This window comes from Aestuariibaculum marinum (genome assembly GCF_014596975.1).
In the GTDB taxonomy this organism is placed as follows: domain Bacteria; phylum Bacteroidota; class Bacteroidia; order Flavobacteriales; family Flavobacteriaceae; genus Aestuariibaculum; species Aestuariibaculum marinum.
Genome location: NZ_JACVXD010000002.1, coordinates 68,363 through 88,793 on the forward strand (window position 1 = coordinate 68,363; position 20,431 = coordinate 88,793).

Genomic DNA, 20,431 nt, shown 5'->3' on the forward strand with positions numbered 1-20,431 from the left:
ATATCACTTTAATAATATTTACCTCACAAAAAATACAATTCATTAATACATTTTAAGCATTGATGAATTTTTGATAAATCCCTTATTTTTATTTGTACTAATTCTAAATAAGATATAGTTTTGTCAAAAAAATTAATGTTTTGAGAACAACTTTACCTCTTCTTATTGGTTTACTTATAAGCTTTTCTGCTATAGGACAAAATGGAAACCTTTCTGGTTATGTTCTATTCGATAATAATACCCCTGCCCTAGGTGCTTCTATTGTTCTATCAAATGAAACCATGAAAAAAGATATCTCAACAGGTATAAGTGGTGAATTCATTTTTAAAAACCTCGATTATGGTGATTATACTTTAGAAATACACTCTTTAAATGCAAAACCCAAGACAGTTTATACTAAAGTCGATGCCAATACAAACACCATAAATGTCGTTTTGGAGCTTACAGATCATCAGGATTTGCAAGAGGTTTTGGTACAAACCAAAACTAAAAAACGAAAAATTGAAGATGAAGGTTTTGCCGTTAATGTAATAGAAACGAAAGAAGCCAGTATTAGAAATATTCAAACCAACGAACTTTTAAACACAACGGTTGGTGTAAAAATTAGACAAAACGGTGGTTTAGGATCAAATGTACAGTATAGCCTAAATGGATTATCGGGTAGTGCCGTACGTATTTTTATTGATGGTATTCCCATTTCTACATATGGTTCTTCCTTTAGTTTAAACAGTATTCCACCTTCCATGATAAAACGTATTGAAGTTTATAAAGGGGTGGTTCCTGGTCATCTAGCCGATGATGCGTTAGGAGGTGCCATTAATATTGTACTTCATAATTCTACAAAAACCAACTTTAACGCTTCGGTATCTTATGGCTCTTTCAATACCCTACAAACCAGCGTTAATGGTCTATACCGTTTTGATAAATCCGGTTTTACGGTTAAGGCTTCCGGGTTTCATAATTACTCAGATAACGATTATAAAGTTTGGGGTGGACAAGTTAAAGTGACTGGACTTGGTGGTGTACAAACGCCAATAACAGCGAGACGATTTAACGATGCTTACCGGTCTACGGGTGGTATGGCTCAAGTTGGTTTTACCAATGTGACATGGGCTGACCAGTTTTTTATTGGAATGACAGCTTCAGACGATTATAAGGAGATTCAACACGGGGCTTTTATGACCATCATGCCATATAAAAACAGGTATATGGAATCTGATGCCATGCTATCGAATTTAACTTATAAAAAAGAGAATCTTTTCACTGAAGGTTTAGATGTTAGCATAAACGGTTTATACGGTAAACGCAATCGTGTTGTAAGTGACACCTTAGCCTGGGCTTATGCCTGGAATGGAGAACGAGCTATAGATTATGAAGGCAATGAATATCAATACTCTTGGGGATCTCAGCAGGAAAAAGAAGAATACGGCTCTATTTTAAATCATATTAACAGAAATGTTGCCTCTATTAGAACTGGTGCATCATATGCTTTAAACAAACATCATAAAGTCTTATTAAACCATGTATATAGTAGTATTGATAGAAAAGACCGCGATGACTATGCCTCTGATTTAGAAAATACCTTCACAGGAACAAGAGAGTTACGTAAAAATATATTTTCTGCCACTTATGAGCTAAGTGCTTTTGAAAACAAATTAAAAGCGAGTGTATTTGGAAAATATTACCAACAAAAAACCATAAATATAGACCCCTATGTTGACCAGAGCACAGGCGAAATTCAAGACGACATAACACGCGCTAATACAATAAATGAAGGTTATGGTTTTGCCTTTTCATACGCCATTCACCCAAATATTACCATACTAACATCGGCTGAAAAAGCCATTCGTTTACCTAACGAAACAGAAGTATTTGGTAATGACGGCGACAACGTTGTGGCAAATCCGAGCATTAATCCCGAACAAAGTAAAAACTATAATTTCGGATTCCGACTGGGTACCTTTAGTCTGAAAAAACACGATTTCACTTTTGCTACCAATTTATTTACCCGAAATATTAAAGATAGAATTGGTTTACCTATTGAAAGAACACCTGATGAAGTTCTTATTTTATATGAGAATCAAGGACACGGAACTTCTAAGGGTATCGACGCACAATTCAACTATACCTACAACAAGAACTTTGCTTTTAATTTTAACCTATCACGTTTCGATTTAAAAGTTGTTAACCGAGGTGTGGAAATAGATGTACCTAACACCCCGTTTTTTACAATGAATAGCAACCTTAGGTATTCATTAAACAATATGTTTCAAAAACATAGTGCTTTAAACCTCTTTTATACCCTTTACTTTACAGACGAGTTTTCATACATCCCTCCACAAGGTAACAATACTACGGGAAACGAATTCTTTAATGTACCACAACAATTAGCTCAAGACTTCGGGTTCAGTTATGCTTTTCCTAACCAAAAATTTGTGGTGAGCTTCGATGTCAAAAATATTTTCAACGAAGCACTTTACGATAACCTCAGAGTACAGAAACCTGGGAGAGCCTTTTATTTAAAACTAAATTATTTTATCAATAAATCTTAAATATAATCAAATGACAAATCGATTTCTTAACCTTAATACTTTAAGTCTCGCACTAAGCGCATTATTACTTACTGTAAGTTGTAGTGATGATTCTAACGACATAATTGACGAAGAAAAAGAAGAAAACAGCCGATGGATAACTGTTGCTGCTGCAAAAATGGGAGACAACCCTGGTGATGGCAACGGTGGAACCTTAATTTATTCTATTAGTAGTGATGATGCTAAAGACCCTACAAAATCAATAGCACCATTCGATAATGGTTTTATCGTTCCTTCCAACAGAACAGCGCGTTTACAAGCTTCAGAAGATGGTAATACTATTTTTAATATTAGCTATGCTGGAGATACAGGTGGTAACTACTCTAAATACCTTGTTAACGGCGGACAAAATTTTGTTCAAACAGGATCTGAAGTTAGTATTGCACCTTATGTAGGGTCTGCTCCAAGATGGATTAAATTATTTGATGGCGATAAAACAGGTGCCGCTGTATATGTTTCAACAGAACATCAATTTGATGATAACGGAACTCCGGAAGATACTTCAGATGACACCTATACACGTACCGAAGCCACTATGGGTATTGTGACATTAGACTTAGAAAACTCATTGATTAAAAACTTTGAAGAATCCAGTATTCCTTTAACTGCTGAAGAAGAGGCACAAGGATATTACATTTCAAGAATTGATATGCCGGTATTAAATGCTGCAGGAGACAAATTATATATTGGTGCTCGTTTAAGCAAAGTAGACCCTGCCACAGCTGAAAGAGATAATGACTATGAAATTTTAGGTTCAAAAACTATTGTTTTGGATTACCCATCATTATTAAACCCAACAATTATTAGTTCTACCGTAGGGCACGGAAACACCAATGGTTACCGCAGTATTAATACATTCCTTTATAACGGTAGTGTTTATCAGGCCAATCAAGGCGACCCTAACGGTTCACATATTTTAAAAATTGATGCCAACAATCAATACGATGATTCTTATACTTTTAGCTTAGACGATGCTTTAGGTATCGAGGATGCTTATATTTTAGCCTGGAGACCTGCAGCTAACGGAAAAGCCGTATTAGCATACCGTCATGCCGGATCTCAAGATGGAATTTCAGGACGACCAGAATCGTTTTTTGCTTTAGTAGATTTAGAAGCACAAACAGCTACTAAAATAAATGAAATTCCTTATACCGTTGATTTAGATTTATTTCAATACCAAGGGTACGCTGTTGAAGGAAATGAGATTTACTTAACAGCAGCTCCTGTGGGACAAAATGGAAATATCTACGTTATTGATACCGAAACAGGTGAAGTAACTAAAGGTGCTGAGTTAGTCAATGTAGCAGGAAGCCATTTTATTGGAGCCTGGTAACAACACCTTTCTATTTAACAAAAAAGGGAGAAATTTAAATTTCTCCCTTTTTTTATATCTAAATATATTATAAACTATTTCGTAATCTCTCGTACACGAAGGGTATTTACCATACCTTTTTCAGCAATTGGCATTGAAGCTAAACTCACTACAAAATCCCCTTTCTTAACAAAACCTTCGGCTTTAGCCATTCTATTAATATCACCTACAGTTTCATCAGTAGACACAAACTTATCGTAATGGAAAGCTTTAACACCCCATAATAAACTTAACTGCGTTAAGATTCGCTTGTTTGGTGTAAACACTAAAATATGACAAGACGGTCTCCAGGCTGAAATCTGAAATGCCGTATACCCACTGTTTGTTAAAGTTGAAATTGCTTGTGCATCAATCTCATTGGCCATTAATGCGGCATGATAACAAATTGATTTTGTTATATAACGTTTTGTACGCACATGTGGTGGCAATTGAGGCACTTGAATTAATGGTGAATCTTCTACATTTTTAAGAATGTTCGCCATTTGTTTAATAACCTGTACCGGATACTGACCAACAGAAGTTTCTCCTGAAAGCATTACAGCATCAGCGCCATCCATTACAGAGTTTGCAACGTCATTCACTTCGGCACGTGTAGGCGTTAAACTGCTAATCATGGTCTCCATCATCTGGGTTGCAATGATAACTGGTATTCTTGCCTTCTTAGCACGTAATACTAATTGCTTTTGTATTATTGGCACTTCTTCAGCAGGAACTTCAACTCCTAGATCTCCACGAGCCACCATTAAACCATCACAATTGGCTACAATAGCATCAATATTTTTAACCGCCTCTGGCTTTTCAATTTTTGCTACAATCGGAATTTTATGCTCTGTATGTTTAGCAATTAAATCGCGTAACTGTTGTAAGTCTTCAGCGTGACGCACGAATGAAAGTGCAATCCAATCGACATCCTGACTAATCGCGAAAATAGCATCTTCAATATCTTTCTCTGTTAACGCTGGTTGTGAGATATTTGTGTTTGGTAAATTAACACCTTTCTTAGATTTTAACGGTCCGCCTTGAATGACTTTTGCTTTAACTTCAGACTCGCCGTCTGTAGATACGACTTCAAAAATTAATTTACCGTCATCTAAAAGAATGCGCTCACCTGGTTTTGCATCTTGTGGAAATCTTTCATAAGTCATGTAAACACGCTCTTTAGTTCCCTCAAAACGTTCTCCGGTAGCAAAAACAATTTCATCGCCAGGGTTTACAACAACTTCTTCCTTCATAACCCCAACGCGAAGTTTAGGTCCTTGTAAATCGGCTAATATCGCTGCAGAAAAACCAAATTCATCATTCAGTTCACGTATCATTTTTATGCGCTCGGCAACATCTTTATAATCGGCATGAGAAAAGTTTATTCTAAATACGTTAGCTCCTTCTTCAAGCATCTCCTTTAGAACTTCTTTTGTACTTGTAGCAGGACCTAAGGTTGCTACTATTTTGGTTTTCTTATTTAATGGCATTAGCTAAAAAATTAAATTTTCTTTTGATTTCAATTTATTAATATCTACACTAAAGGCTGTTGCTACTTTAGGAATACTTAAGATACTTTGCAGTATATATTTCTCCTTATTTGTACTAAACTCGTTATCTATTTTTAAAAAATAATTAACGGCCTTGTGTTCTGGTATTAAATGTGATACCCTTGTTATTTTTTCCTGTAAATCGAACAATGATTTACCTGTATTTTGCTGAAAAACTTCAGTCTTACACGCATTGGAAACCAAGTTCCATGTGGTTAACTGTTTTTCGTCCTTCCACTCGAAAATAGAATAAGCTGACTGGTCTACATTAACATCGATATCGGCATTTTTTCGAGACAGACTTATTCCTAAGTGTTTGTTTAACAGATAGGCTAATCGGTAATCGTCAATAGAACAATGTATCGCAATTAAAGTGTGTGACACTTCATTAAAAACATCATCCAGAATAAGTTTGTGAACAGCCATAACTTATATTAAACGTTGTAAATATAGTATTTATAAACGTTCAATTGTTATAACTTTATATTAATATTTAGAAGAATTTTAACTAAAACGTTGTAGTTAATAGCTTTGTTTGATAAGTTTTACAGCATTTTTGATATTTTATTCTGGAATACAAAAAATGCACGTTTTGATGCTTTTTCTTCGGCTTTCTTCTTAGATGTTGCTCTGGCTTTAGCCACGACTTTGTCGTCTATAGAAAGCTTAACCGAGAAGTGTTTTACTTCATCAATTCCAGTGTCGTCATAAACATTATAATTAAATGTTTTTTTCTCCTTTTGACACCATTCAATCAGTAAACTTTTATAGCTTATTACCTTTCCTTCCAATCGCTCGATATCGACATGAGGTGTAATAATTCGATTGTAAATAAATTTTTCACAGTGTTTATACCCTCGGTCTAAGAAGATTGCACCTACCAAGGCTTCGAATAAATTTCCGTGAATATTATCTCCAAACTGACCCGGTGGAATTTTACTCTCTACCAAATCGATTAACTTAAGCTCCTTACCCAATTCGTTAAGATGCTCTCTACTTACAACTTTAGATCGCATTTTTGTAAGATAACCTTCGTCGCCACTAGGAACCTCTAAATATAGGTGAGAAGCAATAACAGCACTTAACATGGCATCACCCAAAAATTCCAATCGCTCGTAATTAACAGCATTCCCTTTGCTGTCTTTAATATTCATGGAGCGGTGTGTAAATGCCTTTTTGAAGTATTTTAAATTCTTAGGTTTAAACCCGAGAATCTTATGTAATTGCATAAAAAAATTCCCGTTACGTTTAAAACGGGAATTTAATATGTTACGAATGTTTTTCATTCGGGATTTAGTCTAATTTCTTGAATAATACACAAGCGTTATGTCCGCCAAATCCAAATGTATTACTCATAGCCACTTTAATGTCTCGCTTTTGAGCCTTATTCAAAGTTAAATTTAATTCAGGATCGATATTTTCATCTACTGTTGTATGGTTAATGGTTGGCGGAATAATACCGTTTTCCATTGCCATAATAGACGAAATCGCTTCAATAGCACCGGCTGCACCTAATAAATGCCCGGTCATTGATTTTGTTGAATTAATATTTATGTGTTTTGCGTGATCGCCAAACACCTCTGAAATTGCTTTAAGTTCTGCAACGTCTCCTAATGGTGTAGATGTTCCATGTGTATTAATATGGTCTACGTCTTCAGGGTTTAGACCTGCATTCTCTAAACAATTTTTCATTACGGCTACTACGCCTTTTCCATCCGGATGTGGTGCCGTCATGTGGTAAGCATCAGAAGATAGACCTCCACCTATAAATTCTGCGTAAATTTTCGCACCTCTTGCTTTTGCGTGCTCATATTCTTCTAGAACAAGTGCGCCTGCACCTTCCCCCAATACGAAACCATCTCTTGTACCGTCAAACGGACGAGAAGCTGTTTCAGGGCTTTCGTTTCTAGTTGATAAGGCATGCATAGCATTGAAACCTCCCATTCCTGCAATTGTTACTGCTGCTTCACTTCCTCCTGTAACCACTACATCACAATGTCCTAAACGAATCGTGTTTAAAGCATCGAACATAGCATTAGCTGAAGAAGCACAGGCTGAAACCGTTGTATAGTTAGGCCCCATAAATCCATGTTTAATGGAAATATTTCCTGGTGCAATATCTGCAATCATTTTAGGAATAAAGAACGGATTGAATCTTGGCGTACCGTCACCTTTCGCAAAATTTAAAACCTCGTCTTGGAAGGTCTCTAAACCTCCAATACCAGCACCCCATATAACCCCAACACGTAGCTTGTTTACTTCGTCTAAGTTTAAATTCGCATCTGCAATAGCTTCGTCTGAAGCAACCATAGCATACTGCGTAAACTTATCCATTCTACCAGCTAACTTACGGTCTATAAAGTCTGTTGCTTTAAAGTTTTTCAACTCACAAGCAAACTTGGTTTTAAATTTTTCGGTATCAAAATATGTTATAGGCGCAGCACCACTTTTACCACTGATTAAGGCATCCCAATACTCTTGTTTGGTATTACCTATCGGTGTTAAAGCGCCCAATCCTGTGACTACAACTCGCTTTAATTCCATAAAGTATTTGGCTTATTTTGCTTCTTCGATGTATGATATAGCTTGACCTACTGTCGCAATGTTTTCTGCTTGGTCATCTGGAATCTGGATATCGAATTCTTTTTCGAACTCCATGATTAATTCTACAGTATCTAAAGAGTCTGCTCCTAAATCGTTAGTGAAGCTTGCTTCAGTTACAACTTCGTTTTCATCAACTCCTAATTTGTCTACGATAATCGCTTTTACTCTTGATGCAATGTCTGACATAATCTTTTAATTTTAAGTTTTAATTAGTTGGCAAAAATAAAAAACTTTATTTTATAACACACCTTTAGTGTTAAAAAAGTGTTTCTAATTTACTAAATTCCTTTTAAGAATTTAAATTTAACCTATTAATTGTTAATAATTATTCTTTTTTTTGCCCAAATAATCACAACTCTATAAGAGTGTGATTAAATTGTGCTTAAAAATTTAATTTTGAAATACTTTAATATTTTTGGAAGCACATTACATTCCATACAAATTTAAAACGTCAGCCATTCAATGAAACGTATTGTCATTTTTGCTTCCGGAAGCGGTTCTAACGCAGAGAATCTCGTAGAATATTTTAATAACAACGATGTTGCTTCGGTTGTTCAAATACTTACCAATAACCCACAAGCCAAAGTTTTAGATCGTGCGAAACGATTAAAAGTTAGCGCCCTTTCATTCAACAAGGTTGCACTTACCGAAACAAACGATGTTTTAAACCTGTTAAATGCGACCAAACCTGATTTAATTGTTTTAGCGGGGTTTTTATGGAAATTCCCGGAAGCCATTATTAATGAATATCCGAATAAAGTGATTAATGTCCATCCGGCTCTATTACCCAAATTTGGTGGTAAAGGCATGTATGGTATGAACGTACATAAAGCCGTGGTTGATAATAAGGAAACTGAAACCGGAATTACTATTCACTACGTAAACGAAAACTACGACGAAGGCGCTATTATTTTTCAAGCCAAATGCGATGTAACTCCTACTGATACAGCCGAAGATGTTGCTGCAAAAATTCATAAACTGGAAATGGAGCATTTCCCTAAAGTGGTTGAAGATTTATTAAAATAAAAATATAATATCGAGCATTTGAAATTAAACGGAACAAACAATGTTTGTGGAAAATATCGAGATATCACAGAATAATGCACAATATATAAATAGTTATACTTTAGCAACAATCCATGTCTAAAAAAAAGAAAAAATACTATACCGTTTGGAAAGGCCACAAAACCGGTGTTTTTGAAACATGGAACGATTGCAAAGCTCAAATAACCAATTACGAAGGTGCTCAATACAAATCGTTTGAAACTTTTGATGCCGCTAAAAACGCTTTAAACGGAAATTACAAAGACTATATTGGTAAAAACAAATCTTTCTCAAGCTCGTTATCTCCTGAACAATTAAAAAAAATCGGGCAACCTAATTACAACTCAATTTCGGTAGATGCCGCCTCAAGCGGAAATCCTGGCGTTATGGAATATCGAGGTGTCGACACAAAAACCAAACAACAACTTTTTATTCAAGGTCCCTTTCAAGAAGGTACTAATAACATAGGTGAATTTTTAGCTATTGTTCATGGCTTGGCGCTTCTTAAAAAGAAAAACAGCAACCGAATTATTTATACCGATTCACGGACTGCCATAAGCTGGGTGAAGAAAAAAAACTGCAATACCAAATTACAGCGTAACGAAAAAAACAAAGCTCTTTTTGAATTAGTCGACCGTGCCGTTAACTGGTTAAAGACCAACAACTACACCACAACCATAGTAAAATGGGAAACAAAAGCTTGGGGTGAAATCCCGGCAGATTTTGGACGAAAATAAATTCGTTTTTTAGCACTTAAAAGACGTATATTTGCACCAAAATTAAAAAACCTTTATGGGTAAATTAGTAATTGTTGGCACAGTAGCCTTTGATGCTATTGAAACGCCGTTCGGAAAAACCGACAAAATACTTGGTGGTGCAGCCACTTTTATTGGATTATCTGCTTCACATTTTAACGTAGACGCTGCAGCCGTATCGGTTGTTGGTGGCGATTTTCCTCAAGAATATTTAGACCTATTGTCTAATAAAAATATTGATATTTCAGGTGTTGAAATCGTTAAAGAAGGAAAAACATTTTTCTGGAGTGGTCGTTACCACAACGACATGAATAGCCGTGATACGTTAGTAACAGAACTTAACACATTAGCAGACTTCAATCCAGTAGTTCCTCAAGATTACAGAAATGCAGAAGTCGTGATGTTAGGAAATCTACATCCTATCGTCCAACTAAGTGTTTTAGAACAAATGGAAGAAAAGCCTAAGCTGGTTATTCTGGACACGATGAATTTCTGGATGGACTGTGCTTTAGACGATTTACATAAAGTGATTAAGAAAATTGATGTGATTACCATCAATGATGAAGAAGCTAGACAATTAACCGGAGAGTACTCGTTGTTAGTTGCTGCCAGAAAAATTCACGAAATGGGACCTAAATACGTAGTGATTAAAAAAGGAGAACATGGAGCTTTATTGTTTCATAACGATAACGTATTCTATGCTCCGGCTTTACCACTGGAAGAGGTTTTCGATCCAACAGGAGCTGGCGATACGTTTGCCGGAGGTTTTGCAGGATATATCGCAAAAACTGGAGACACCTCATTCGAGAATATGAAGAATGCTGTAATTTACGGTTCCACTTTAGCCTCCTTCTGTGTTGAAAAATTCGGAACAGAACGCATGCAGAATTTAAGCGAAGGCGAAGTCCATAAGCGCTTGTTACAGTTTAAGCAGTTAACACAATTTGAAATAGAATTAGCATAAAATCGCGCGCTCGAAAAAGAGCGCGTTTTTAAATTATAAACGTTATTATTTACGCAAAAGCGACAAACACAATAGATCTAAAATGAGTGATGCTTTAAAACACGAATGTGGAATAGCCATGGTTAGGTTATTAAAACCACTTGAGTACTACAAAGAAAAATACGGAAGTGCATTTTACGGGGTAAACAAAATGTACCTGATGATGGAAAAACAGCACAACCGTGGTCAAGACGGTGCTGGTTTCGCAAGTATTAAATTAGACATGAAACCTGGCGAACGTTATATTAGTCGAGTTCGTTCTGTTGCACAACAACCTATTCAGGACATCTTTGCTCAAATTAACGATCGCATCAACACCGAACTTACGGCACATCCGGAATACGCAAACGATGTTGAAGCTCAGAAAAAAAATATTCCTTACATAGGTGAAGTTTTATTAGGTCACGTGCGTTATGGAACATTTGGTAAAAACAGTGTAGAAAGTGTTCACCCATTTTTAAGACAAAACAACTGGATGCACAGAAACTTAATTATGGCCGGTAACTTTAACATGACGAATGTTAAGGAGTTATTCGGAAATTTAATTGAGTTAGGACAGCACCCTAAAGAATATACCGATACCATTACTATTATGGAAAAAATCGGTCATTTCTTAGACGATGCCGTTGCTAAAGTATACAAAGACCTTAAAAAAGAAGGGTACAACAAAAGAGATGCATCTCCTAAAATTGCAGAGCGCTTAAAAGTTGGTAAAATATTAAAACGTGCTGCTAAAAACTGGGATGGTGGTTATGCTATGGCTGGGTTAATAGGCCATGGTGATGCCTTTGTTTTACGTGATCCTGCAGGAATTCGTCCGGCATATTACTACCAAGACGACGAGGTGGTAGTTATCGCTTCAGAGCGTCCGGTTATTCAAACTGCTTTCAACGTAAAATTTGATGATGTTCATGAATTAGATCCAGGAAAAGCCATCATCATTAAAAAATCGGGAGAAGTTCGTTTCAAACAAATTTTAGAACCGTTAGAAAGAAAATCATGTTCTTTTGAGCGTATTTATTTCTCGAGAGGTGGTGATGCCGAAATTTACCAAGAACGCAAAAAACTAGGAAATCTGGTCATGCCTAAAGTTCTTGAGTCTATTAATTACGATGTAAAAAATACGGTCTTTTCATTCATCCCTAATACCGCTGAAACCTCATTCTACGGTATGGTAGATTCAGCGGATTTATATTTAAATGAAAGAAAAACAGCCGCTATATTAGAAGGACAGCACTCTTTATCTTCAGATAAAATTAAAGAAATCCTTTCTGAACATATTCGAGTTGAAAAAATCGCCATTAAAGACGCTAAATTAAGAACCTTTATTACTGAAGATAGCAGCCGAGACGATTTAGTAGCGCACGTTTACGACATTACTTATGGGGTTATTAAACCAGAAGATAATTTAGTAATTATTGACGATAGTATTGTACGAGGCACCACACTTAAGAAAAGTATCTTAAGAATGTTAGATCGTTTAGGTCCTAAACGCATCGTAGTCGTTTCGTCGGCGCCACAAATTAGATACCCTGATTGTTACGGCATCGATATGGCTAACCTAGAAAGTTTAATAGCTTTTAGAGCAGCTTTAGAGTTATTAAAGGATAATGGTCAATACCATATTGTTGAAGAAGTTTACAACAAGTGTATCGAACAAACAGAATTAGCCGATAAATACGTTCAAAATTTTGTTAAAGAAATTTACGATCCGTTTACAGACGAACAAATTTCTGATAAAATAGCCGAACTATTAAGTCCTGAAGGCATTAATGCCGATGTAAAAATCATCTTCCAACCGGTAGAAAATTTACATAAAGCATGTCCAAAAAATTTAGGAGACTGGTATTTTACAGGAGATTATCCAACTGTTGGAGGCAACCGTGTTGTGAATAGAGCGTTTATTAATTTTTACGAAGGCAACAAAGAACGTGCTTATTAATTAAGCACTTCTTAAAAGATGATAGCCAAAAATATATAAATCTCATTTCATCGCAGATAAAATACATTTTAACTGAAAAAAATGCACTTTATCTAATAAATATTATAATTACCTGAATACCACCTACATTCGTAAGACCATAACATAAGTAGGTTAAGTTCATGGTAGATTTGGGGCAAAAAAAGGTGAACGTCTGTTCGCCTTTTTTTATGCGTTTTAGTTTCTTAAACAAAAATTAACATAGAAGAGTAAAAATCTTACCTAAACCCCTTTAAACCATTTTTTTGTACTTTAAACTAAAATTTTTTACCACAATATTTTACTGATATATATTTGAATCACCATAACATAAGTAGGTTAAGTTCATGGTAGATTTGGGGCAAAAAAAGGTGAACATCTGTTCGCCTTTTTTTATGCGTTTTAGTTCCTTAAAAATCAGAACCTTTACAAAAACTTAAATTTAACTGAATTCGGTTAAGCCAAATTATTGGTAGTTCACCCAAAATATTTTATCACAAATTTTTACCACGATATATTTGCCCTTACCATAACATAAGTAGGTTAAGTTTATGGTAGATTTGGGGCAAAAAGGTGGACATTCCGTCCACCTTTTTCATTTTTATTCACATCTCATCTAACGTTAAGACATAAAAAAATCGCCTGAATAACTCTCCAGACGACTTTTATATTTTAATAAGCTTAATGCTAATTATTTAGCTTCAGCGTAACGTTTTTCAGCTTCGTTCCAGTTTACCACTTTAAAGAAAGCTTCAATGTAATCAGGACGACGGTTTTGGTAATTTAAGTAATATGCGTGTTCCCAAACATCAAGACCTAAAATTGGAGTACCTCCACAACCAATGCCAGGCATTAAAGGGTTATCCTGGTTTGCTGTAGAACAGATTTCTAATTTTCCTCCTTTATGAACACATAACCATGCCCATCCAGATCCAAAACGTGTTGCAGCAGCTTTACTAAACGCTTCAATAAAAGCCTCTTTAGAGCCAAATTCTGCTTCGATAGCATCTCTTAATTCTCCAGATAAATACCCTCTATCTTCAGGATTCATTACTGTCCAGAATAAAGAGTGGTTATAAAACCCACCTCCGTTATTTCTAACAGCTGTATTATTTGAATCTAAATTAGTAAGGATATCTTCAATAGATTTTCCTTCTAAATCTGTTCCTGCAATTGCAGCGTTTAAATTGTTTGTATATCCTTGATGGTGCTTAGTATGATGAATCTCCATTGTGCGAGCATCCATATGAGGCTCTAAAGCATCGTAAGCATAACCTAATTCAGGTAATTCGAAAGCCATAATTTTTTTGTTTTAACTATTAATAAATATTTTGTTTTTCAAATTTACGGATAAATGACCTCAATTAAAAATAATAAATCGTTATGAAATGATTGATTGTTTCTATCTTGTGTTCAAATTACAATTTCATGTTGCAAACTCCGCCGTTTACAATTTACAATGCCTCTGCAGGAAGTGGAAAAACCTTTACACTGGTTAAGGAATATTTAAAAATCTTGTTCAAATCCGAGACTTCGGATCAATTCAAACGCATTTTAGCCATCACCTTTACCAATAAAGCGGTTGCTGAAATGAAAGAACGTATTATTGAGGTGTTAAAACAATTTTCTGAACCTAAAATTTTAGAAAAGCCGAATACGATGTTTAATCTAATTTCTGAAGATTTAAATATAGCACCTGAAGCACTTCATGAAAAATCGATTAAACTACTAAACACCATCATTCATAACTATGCCGCATTCGACATTTCGACTATTGATGGGTTTACACATAAACTAATTAGAACCTTTGCCTACGACTTAAAACTACCTATTAATTTTGAAGTCGAACTCGATCAGGATACACTACTAAATCAGGCTGTAGATAGTTTAATTGCCAAAGCCGGAAACGATAAAACTCTAACCAATATTTTGGTTGAATTTGCCATAGAAAAAGCAGACGATGATAAAAGCTTCGACATTGCTTTCGATTTCAATAAAATCGCCAAATTACTCGTTAACGAGAACGACATCCCTTATATAGAAACCTTAAAAGATAAAACGTTAGCCGATTTCAACACTTTAAAATCTCAGCTTAAAAAAGACATTAAAAGCACCGAAGAAGCTATTATTGAAGGCGCTCAAAACATATTAGAGTTAATTGAAGGTGCTGGCTTAGAGTTTGGAGATTTTTCAGGGAGTTATTTACCCAAACACTTCAAAAAAATTAGTGATGGTAATTTTGATGTTGCTTTTACCTCGAAATGGCAGGAAGATATAGAAACGAGAACTCTTTACCCTAAAAAGGTAAGTAGCGATATCGCTTCAACCATAGAATCGATTCAACCACAAATAGCCTCTGCTTTTAATTTAACGAAGCAAGCTATTTTTCATGTGAAATTTTTAAAAGCATTTTATAAAAACATTACACCTTTATCGGTTTTAAACGCCATTAACAAAGAGTTAAAATCACTGAAATTAGATCAGAACAAAATGCTTATTTCAGAGTTTAACACCATAATTAGTCAGGAAATAAGCAATCAGCCAACACCGTTTGTTTACGAACGCTTAGGTGAAAGATTCAACCATTATTTTATCGATGAATTTCAAGACACTTCGGTTATGCAATGGCAGAATTTAATTCCGCTATTAGATAGCTCGCTTTCGGCAGACAAAGGAACCACAATGTTGGTTGGAGACGCGAAACAAGCCATTTACAGATGGCGCGGCGGAAAAGCCGAACAGTTTATAGATTTATTTCTTGATAAAAATCCGTTTCATGTTGAAAAAGCATTAAAAAACCTACCGGCGAACTTCAGAAGTTTTAGAGAAGTGGTAAACTTCAACAATAATTTTTTCGAATTTCTAGCACATCAAGTGTTTAGTAACATCACCTATAAAAACCTTTACGAAAAAGGACACCAGGATATTAGTAAAAATGAAAATGGTTATGTTGAATTATCCTTTTTAGACCTTGATAAAGAAGACGATCGAGACGAGCGTTTTTGCGAACAGGTTTTAAACACCATTAACCGATGTTTAGACAACAATTTTAAACTCGAAGATATTTGTGTTCTGGTTAGAAAGAAAAAAGAAGGTGTGGCTGTGGCTAACTATCTAAGTCAGTTTAATATTCCTATAATATCTTCGGAAACTTTACTAATACATAATGCACCAGAAGTCGTCTTTTTAAACAATGTATTAAAACTACTCATTCAACCCAAAAATAACGAAGTAAAAATTGCTGTATTAAACTATTTGGTTGATTTATTTCATATTGAAAATAAACACGACTTCTTTAGCCAACATTTAAAATTCGAATTACCAGAATTCTTTAAAAGCTTTGAAGACTATAATGTTTACGTGAATAGCAATTATTTGCTTCAATTGCCTTTATATGATTTAGTTGAAACACTAGTGAGAAGTTTTAATCTAGTTGAAAACTCTAATGCTTATATTCAATTTTATTTAGATATTGTTCTGGATTTTTCTCACAAAAAAGGATCTGACATAGGTGGCTTTCTGGACTACTTCGATACCAAAAAAGAGACATTAAGCATTGTATCTCCCAAAGGGCAAGATGCCGTTCAAATTATGACCATTCATAAATCTAAAGGGTTAGAGTTTCCGGTAGTTATTTTCCCCTATGCCGATTTAGACATTTACAGAGAAATTGAGCCTAAGGAATGGTTTCCTATTAATAATGAGGTGTATCAAGGCTTCTCTCACACTTTGTTAAATTTCAACAAAGACTTTGAATATTTTGGAGATATAGGCTTAGACATTTATAATAATCATCGTTCAGAGCAGGAATTAGACAATATAAACCTCTTATACGTTGCTTTAACGCGTCCGGTAGATCAACTTTACATCCTTTCTACTAAAGACCTTAATGCAAAAGGTCTAACCAACAGTAATAAATATTCTGGTCTGTTTATAAACTATCTTCAGCATATTGCACTTTGGAATAACGACCAAACCACTTATAGTTTCGGATCACCTGAAAAAACAACACATGAAGACAGCGCAACAAAAGAAACAATAACAGTTAACGACTTTATATCTACTGCCAAGGAAGACCATAATATTAATGTGGTTACAAAATCAGGGATGCTTTGGGACACTAATCAGGAGGAAGCCATTGAAAAAGGAAACCTTGTTCACAATATCATGTCTAAAATTATTTCTAAAAATGATATTAATTCTGCACTATCAGAATTCTTATCTGTAGGAACAATCAATCAAACTCAAGCTAGCCAGTTAAAAGACACTATTTTTGAAATTGTTAATCATCCAAGCCTTGAACCTTATTTTCAAGACAATCTAACTGTATATAACGAACGAGATATTATATCGAAAGAAGGTATTATATTACGCCCTGACCGAATCATTTTACTACCTGATAATCAAGCCGTAATTATTGATTACAAAACTGGAATGGAAGACAAAAAACACGCCCAACAATTACAAACTTATCAGGATGTATTAAACGAAATGGACATTTCAGTCATGAAAAAAATCCTAATTTACACTAACAAAGAAATCACAATAAAAGAAGTTTAATTCCTACATAACGAACAAAAAACACATTTTAAACGATTTTTATGCACTTTATCGAAAAAAAACGATTCATGTTTCAGAAACTTTATAAAGCATTATTTTTGTTAGCTTAAAAAATTGTTCAAACAAATCTGACACATGAAAAAAATTATTTTATTTTTCGCTTTAGTTGTTGTAGGATTAAGCAACCTACAAGCACAAGATGCTAATAACCCTTGGTTAATTGGTATTGGTGTAAATGCAGTGGATACTTATCCAACAAATGTTGGTGATTCTAATTTCCCAGGACAAAGCTGGTGGACTGACGAATACTTTAACGCTACAGACCACTGGAATATAGCACCTTACCCATCTTCTTTAACAGTTTCTCGTTACTTAGGTGGTAACTTCTCTTTCGGAGTTTTTGGATCTGTAAACAAAATTACTAAAGTTGGTGATGCTTCTACTTACTTAGGAAAACAAATTGACGATTTCTCATACTATGGTTTTGACGGATTCTTCAAATACAGCTTTGCTACTGAAGGTAAATTCGAGCCATTTATTAAAATTGGTGGAGGTTACTCTTGGATTGATAAAATTGGAGCTGGAACTTTAAACGGAGGTTTAGGTTTTAACTGGTGGTTTACAAGAAAGAAAAATGTTGCTTTAAACTTCCAGTCTACTTACAAGCACGCTTTCGAAGATTATTTAATTCCACACTTCCAACATAACGTAGGTATCGCTTACAAATTTGGATCTAAAGACACTGATAAAGATGGTATCAAAGACAACGAAGATGCTTGTCCAGAAGTTCCTGGTTTACCAGAATTTAATGGTTGTCCTGATTCTGATGGCGATGGTGTTCAAGATAGCGAAGACGAGTGTCCTGAAGTTGCTGGTTTAAAAGAGTTCAATGGTTGTCCTGATTCTGATGGTGACGGTGTTGCTGATAAAGATGATAGATGTCCTAACGAAGCTGGTTCTAAAGAATTAAACGGTTGTCCTGATTCTGATGGTGATGGTGTTGCTGATATCGATGACAAGTGTCCAAACGAAGCTGGTCCTGCATCTAACAACGGATGTCCAGTTGAAGTTGATAACACTCAAGAATTAATCGATGCGCTTGCTAAAACTATTTTCTTTGAATTCGACAGTGCTAAATTAACTACTGAAAATCAAATTACTTTAAACAAGATTGCAGATTTAATTGAGAAAACAGATATGGATTATCACTTAACTATTGAAGGTTATGCTGATAGCGTAGGTCCTAAAGCTTACAACCAAAAATTATCTGAACAAAGAGCTCAAGCTGTTTCAGATTATTTAACAAGAACAGGAGTAACGCCTACTCAAGTTTCTACTGTAGGTTTCGGAGAAACTAACCCAGTTGCCGATAACAAAACTAAAGAAGGTAGAGCTGAAAACAGAAGAAGTGAAGTTAAATTCAAACTTGTTTCTAAATAAAAAATCTTACATATTTTTTTTAAAAGCCTCATATTGTGAGGCTTTTTTTATTATATTTATTTTGTTAATAAATTTTAACAACTTAAATTTGTTTACGATTAACACTTAAAAATTAAACTTTTGAATATGAAAAATCTTAGCAGATTATTGTTCGCTATGTTGTTAGTGCTAGGCTACAGCAACATGAATGCGCAAGACAAAAACAATCCTTGGCAGATTACTATTGGTGCAAATGGCGTAGACGCATACCCTTCTGGAGATGGCGTTGTAGGCAGTGCTCAATTTGGTGAAACCATTTTTGATGAATTTTTTAATGTAGATGATCACTGGAATATCTTACCTTCATTATCTACAATTTCGGTATCGAAACATATAGGAGGAGGATTCTCTTTTGGTGTTGCTGGATCTTTAAACAAAATTGAAAAATGGGGTGATGTCCCTGGATCTGACCCAGAGGTAGTAAATGATGTTGACGATTTATCATACTACGGTGTAGATGGTACAATTAAATACAATTTCTTAGAAGGAACAACTATCGATCCATTCCTTGGTGTTGGTGGTGGTTATACTTGGATAGATGAAATCGGAGCTGGAACTTTAAATGGAACTCTTGGTTTCAACATTTGGTTTAGCGAAAATATCGGTTTAACTTTCCAATCTTCTTACAAACACGCTTTCGAAGATTATTTACAAACACACTTCCAACATACTGCTGGTATCTCTATCAAGTTTGGTGGAGCTGATAGCGATGGTGATGGTGTTTACGATAAAGATGATGCTTGTCCTGAAGTTGCAGGTACAGAAGAATTTAACGGATGTCCTGATACTGACGGTGACGGTATAGAAGACAGCAAAGACGATTGTCCTAACGAAGCTGGTTCAGCTGAAATGAATGGTTGTCCTGATACTGACGGTGACGGTATCGCTGATAAAGACGATAAATGTCCTACAGTAGCAGGTTTAGCATCATTAAACGGATGTCCTGATGCTGATGGTGACGGTGTTACAGATGCTGAAGATAACTGTCCTAACGAAGCAGGTCCTGCATCTAACAACGGTTGTCCTTACGCTGATTCTGACGGTGACGGTGTATTAGATAAAGATGATTTATGTCCAGACAAAGTAGGAACTGTTGCTAATAACGGTTGTCCAGAAGTAACTGAGGCAGTACAAAAAGCACTTAACGATTACGCTAAAACTATCTTATTCGATACTGGTAAATCAACAATTAAATCTCAATCAGCTCAAGTATTAGACGATATTGTTGCTATCTTAAAAGAATACCCTAATGCTAAATTTACAGTTGAAGGACATACTGATAGTGTTGGCAGCGAATCTTTAAACCAAAAATTATCAGATGCACGTGCACTTTCTGTTAAAGATTACTTAGTACAAAATGGTGTAGATGAATTCAGACTTTCTGCTGAAGGATTTGGTGAGTCTAAACCAATTGACACTAACTCTACAAGAGAAGGTAGAGCAAACAACAGACGTGTTGAAATTAACTTGGTAAAAGAGTAAAAAACTAGAGACTAGTTTTTAATAAATAAGTTTTGTAAAAACGCTTCGGATG

At 35.1% G+C, this 20,431-nt stretch carries 15 protein-coding genes; 9 read left to right on the forward strand and 6 right to left on the reverse strand.

What is annotated here, in order from left to right; all coding sequences use genetic code 11:
• Nucleotides 1-140 precede the first annotated feature (140 nt).
• Together ICJ85_RS04190 and ICJ85_RS04195 are read left to right on the forward strand one after the other, a co-directional pair.
• Nucleotides 141-2,552, forward strand: a complete 2,412-nt coding sequence (locus ICJ85_RS04190; protein ID WP_194420806.1) for a TonB-dependent receptor — start codon at nucleotides 141-143, stop codon at nucleotides 2,550-2,552.
• A gap of 10 nt (nucleotides 2,553-2,562) precedes the next feature.
• Nucleotides 2,563-3,924, forward strand: coding sequence for a hypothetical protein (locus tag ICJ85_RS04195; protein WP_188222535.1), 1,362 nt, complete (start codon nucleotides 2,563-2,565; stop codon nucleotides 3,922-3,924).
• Between the two features lie 74 nt (nucleotides 3,925-3,998).
• Here ICJ85_RS04195 and pyk read toward each other — a convergent pair whose 3' ends face one another.
• From pyk to ICJ85_RS04220, 5 genes are all read right to left on the reverse strand, one after another.
• Nucleotides 3,999-5,432, reverse strand: a complete 1,434-nt coding sequence (gene pyk / locus ICJ85_RS04200; RefSeq protein ID WP_188222536.1) for a pyruvate kinase — start codon at nucleotides 5,430-5,432, stop codon at nucleotides 3,999-4,001.
• 3 nt (nucleotides 5,433-5,435) lie between these two features.
• Nucleotides 5,436-5,918 carry an IPExxxVDY family protein gene (locus ICJ85_RS04205; RefSeq protein ID WP_188222537.1) on the reverse strand — a complete coding sequence of 161 codons (483 nt, stop codon included), beginning with the start codon at nucleotides 5,916-5,918 and terminating at the stop codon, nucleotides 5,436-5,438.
• 119 nt (nucleotides 5,919-6,037) lie between these two features.
• Complete coding sequence (gene rnc, locus ICJ85_RS04210; RefSeq protein WP_188222538.1) at nucleotides 6,038-6,778, reverse strand: ribonuclease III; 741 nt, start codon at nucleotides 6,776-6,778, stop codon at nucleotides 6,038-6,040.
• A 7-nt stretch (nucleotides 6,779-6,785) separates the two neighbouring features.
• Nucleotides 6,786-8,036 carry a beta-ketoacyl-ACP synthase II gene (gene fabF, locus ICJ85_RS04215; protein ID WP_188222539.1) on the reverse strand — a complete coding sequence of 417 codons (1,251 nt, stop codon included), beginning with the start codon at nucleotides 8,034-8,036 and terminating at the stop codon, nucleotides 6,786-6,788.
• Between the two features lie 12 nt (nucleotides 8,037-8,048).
• Nucleotides 8,049-8,282, reverse strand: a complete 234-nt coding sequence (locus tag ICJ85_RS04220) for an acyl carrier protein (RefSeq protein ID WP_008269813.1) — start codon at nucleotides 8,280-8,282, stop codon at nucleotides 8,049-8,051.
• A gap of 276 nt (nucleotides 8,283-8,558) precedes the next feature.
• Here ICJ85_RS04220 and purN point away from each other — a divergent pair, with 276 nt between their 5' ends.
• From purN to ICJ85_RS04240, 4 genes are all read left to right on the forward strand, one after another.
• The gene (purN, locus tag ICJ85_RS04225; RefSeq protein ID WP_188222540.1) at nucleotides 8,559-9,122 is read left to right on the forward strand and encodes a phosphoribosylglycinamide formyltransferase; all 564 of its coding nucleotides are present in this window, start codon (nucleotides 8,559-8,561) and stop codon (nucleotides 9,120-9,122) included.
• 113 nt (nucleotides 9,123-9,235) lie between these two features.
• Entirely contained in the window at nucleotides 9,236-9,877 is a 642-nt protein-coding gene (locus tag ICJ85_RS04230; protein ID WP_188222541.1) for a ribonuclease H1 domain-containing protein, read from the forward strand.
• A 55-nt stretch (nucleotides 9,878-9,932) separates the two neighbouring features.
• Nucleotides 9,933-10,859, forward strand: a complete 927-nt coding sequence (locus ICJ85_RS04235; RefSeq protein WP_188222542.1) for a PfkB family carbohydrate kinase — start codon at nucleotides 9,933-9,935, stop codon at nucleotides 10,857-10,859.
• 82 nt (nucleotides 10,860-10,941) lie between these two features.
• On the forward strand, nucleotides 10,942-12,840 hold the full coding sequence (locus tag ICJ85_RS04240) for an amidophosphoribosyltransferase (RefSeq protein WP_188222543.1): 1,899 nt from the start codon (nucleotides 10,942-10,944) through the stop codon (nucleotides 12,838-12,840).
• 709 nt (nucleotides 12,841-13,549) lie between these two features.
• Here ICJ85_RS04240 and ICJ85_RS04245 read toward each other — a convergent pair.
• The gene (locus ICJ85_RS04245; RefSeq protein ID WP_188222544.1) at nucleotides 13,550-14,158 is read right to left on the reverse strand and encodes a superoxide dismutase; all 609 of its coding nucleotides are present in this window, start codon (nucleotides 14,156-14,158) and stop codon (nucleotides 13,550-13,552) included.
• A 128-nt stretch (nucleotides 14,159-14,286) separates the two neighbouring features.
• Between ICJ85_RS04245 and ICJ85_RS04250 the strand changes: the two genes are divergently transcribed.
• From ICJ85_RS04250 to ICJ85_RS04260, 3 genes are all read left to right on the forward strand, one after another.
• On the forward strand, nucleotides 14,287-17,418 hold the full coding sequence (locus ICJ85_RS04250; protein WP_188222545.1) for a UvrD-helicase domain-containing protein: 3,132 nt from the start codon (nucleotides 14,287-14,289) through the stop codon (nucleotides 17,416-17,418).
• 135 nt (nucleotides 17,419-17,553) lie between these two features.
• The gene (locus ICJ85_RS04255) at nucleotides 17,554-18,858 is read left to right on the forward strand and encodes an OmpA family protein (protein WP_194420808.1); all 1,305 of its coding nucleotides are present in this window, start codon (nucleotides 17,554-17,556) and stop codon (nucleotides 18,856-18,858) included.
• 126 nt (nucleotides 18,859-18,984) lie between these two features.
• Nucleotides 18,985-20,379, forward strand: a complete 1,395-nt coding sequence (locus ICJ85_RS04260; protein ID WP_188222546.1) for an OmpA family protein — start codon at nucleotides 18,985-18,987, stop codon at nucleotides 20,377-20,379.
• The last annotated feature ends 52 nt before the right edge of the window (nucleotides 20,380-20,431 follow it).

Coding starts and splice junctions, on each gene's coding strand:
- ICJ85_RS04195 (WP_188222535.1), top strand. CDS start 2,563: ATGACAAATCGATTTCTTAACCTTAATACTTTAAGTCTCGCACTAAGC.
- pyk (WP_188222536.1), bottom strand. CDS start 5,432: ATGCCATTAAATAAGAAAACCAAAATAGTAGCAACCTTAGGTCCTGCT.
- ICJ85_RS04205 (WP_188222537.1), bottom strand. CDS start 5,918: ATGGCTGTTCACAAACTTATTCTGGATGATGTTTTTAATGAAGTGTCA.
- rnc (WP_188222538.1), bottom strand. CDS start 6,778: ATGAAAAACATTCGTAACATATTAAATTCCCGTTTTAAACGTAACGGG.
- fabF (WP_188222539.1), bottom strand. CDS start 8,036: ATGGAATTAAAGCGAGTTGTAGTCACAGGATTGGGCGCTTTAACACCG.
- ICJ85_RS04220 (WP_008269813.1), bottom strand. CDS start 8,282: ATGTCAGACATTGCATCAAGAGTAAAAGCGATTATCGTAGACAAATTA.
- purN (WP_188222540.1), top strand. CDS start 8,559: ATGAAACGTATTGTCATTTTTGCTTCCGGAAGCGGTTCTAACGCAGAG.
- ICJ85_RS04230 (WP_188222541.1), top strand. CDS start 9,236: ATGTCTAAAAAAAAGAAAAAATACTATACCGTTTGGAAAGGCCACAAA.
- ICJ85_RS04235 (WP_188222542.1), top strand. CDS start 9,933: ATGGGTAAATTAGTAATTGTTGGCACAGTAGCCTTTGATGCTATTGAA.
- ICJ85_RS04240 (WP_188222543.1), top strand. CDS start 10,942: ATGAGTGATGCTTTAAAACACGAATGTGGAATAGCCATGGTTAGGTTA.
- ICJ85_RS04245 (WP_188222544.1), bottom strand. CDS start 14,158: ATGGCTTTCGAATTACCTGAATTAGGTTATGCTTACGATGCTTTAGAG.
- ICJ85_RS04250 (WP_188222545.1), top strand. CDS start 14,287: ATGTTGCAAACTCCGCCGTTTACAATTTACAATGCCTCTGCAGGAAGT.
- ICJ85_RS04255 (WP_194420808.1), top strand. CDS start 17,554: ATGAAAAAAATTATTTTATTTTTCGCTTTAGTTGTTGTAGGATTAAGC.
- ICJ85_RS04260 (WP_188222546.1), top strand. CDS start 18,985: ATGAAAAATCTTAGCAGATTATTGTTCGCTATGTTGTTAGTGCTAGGC.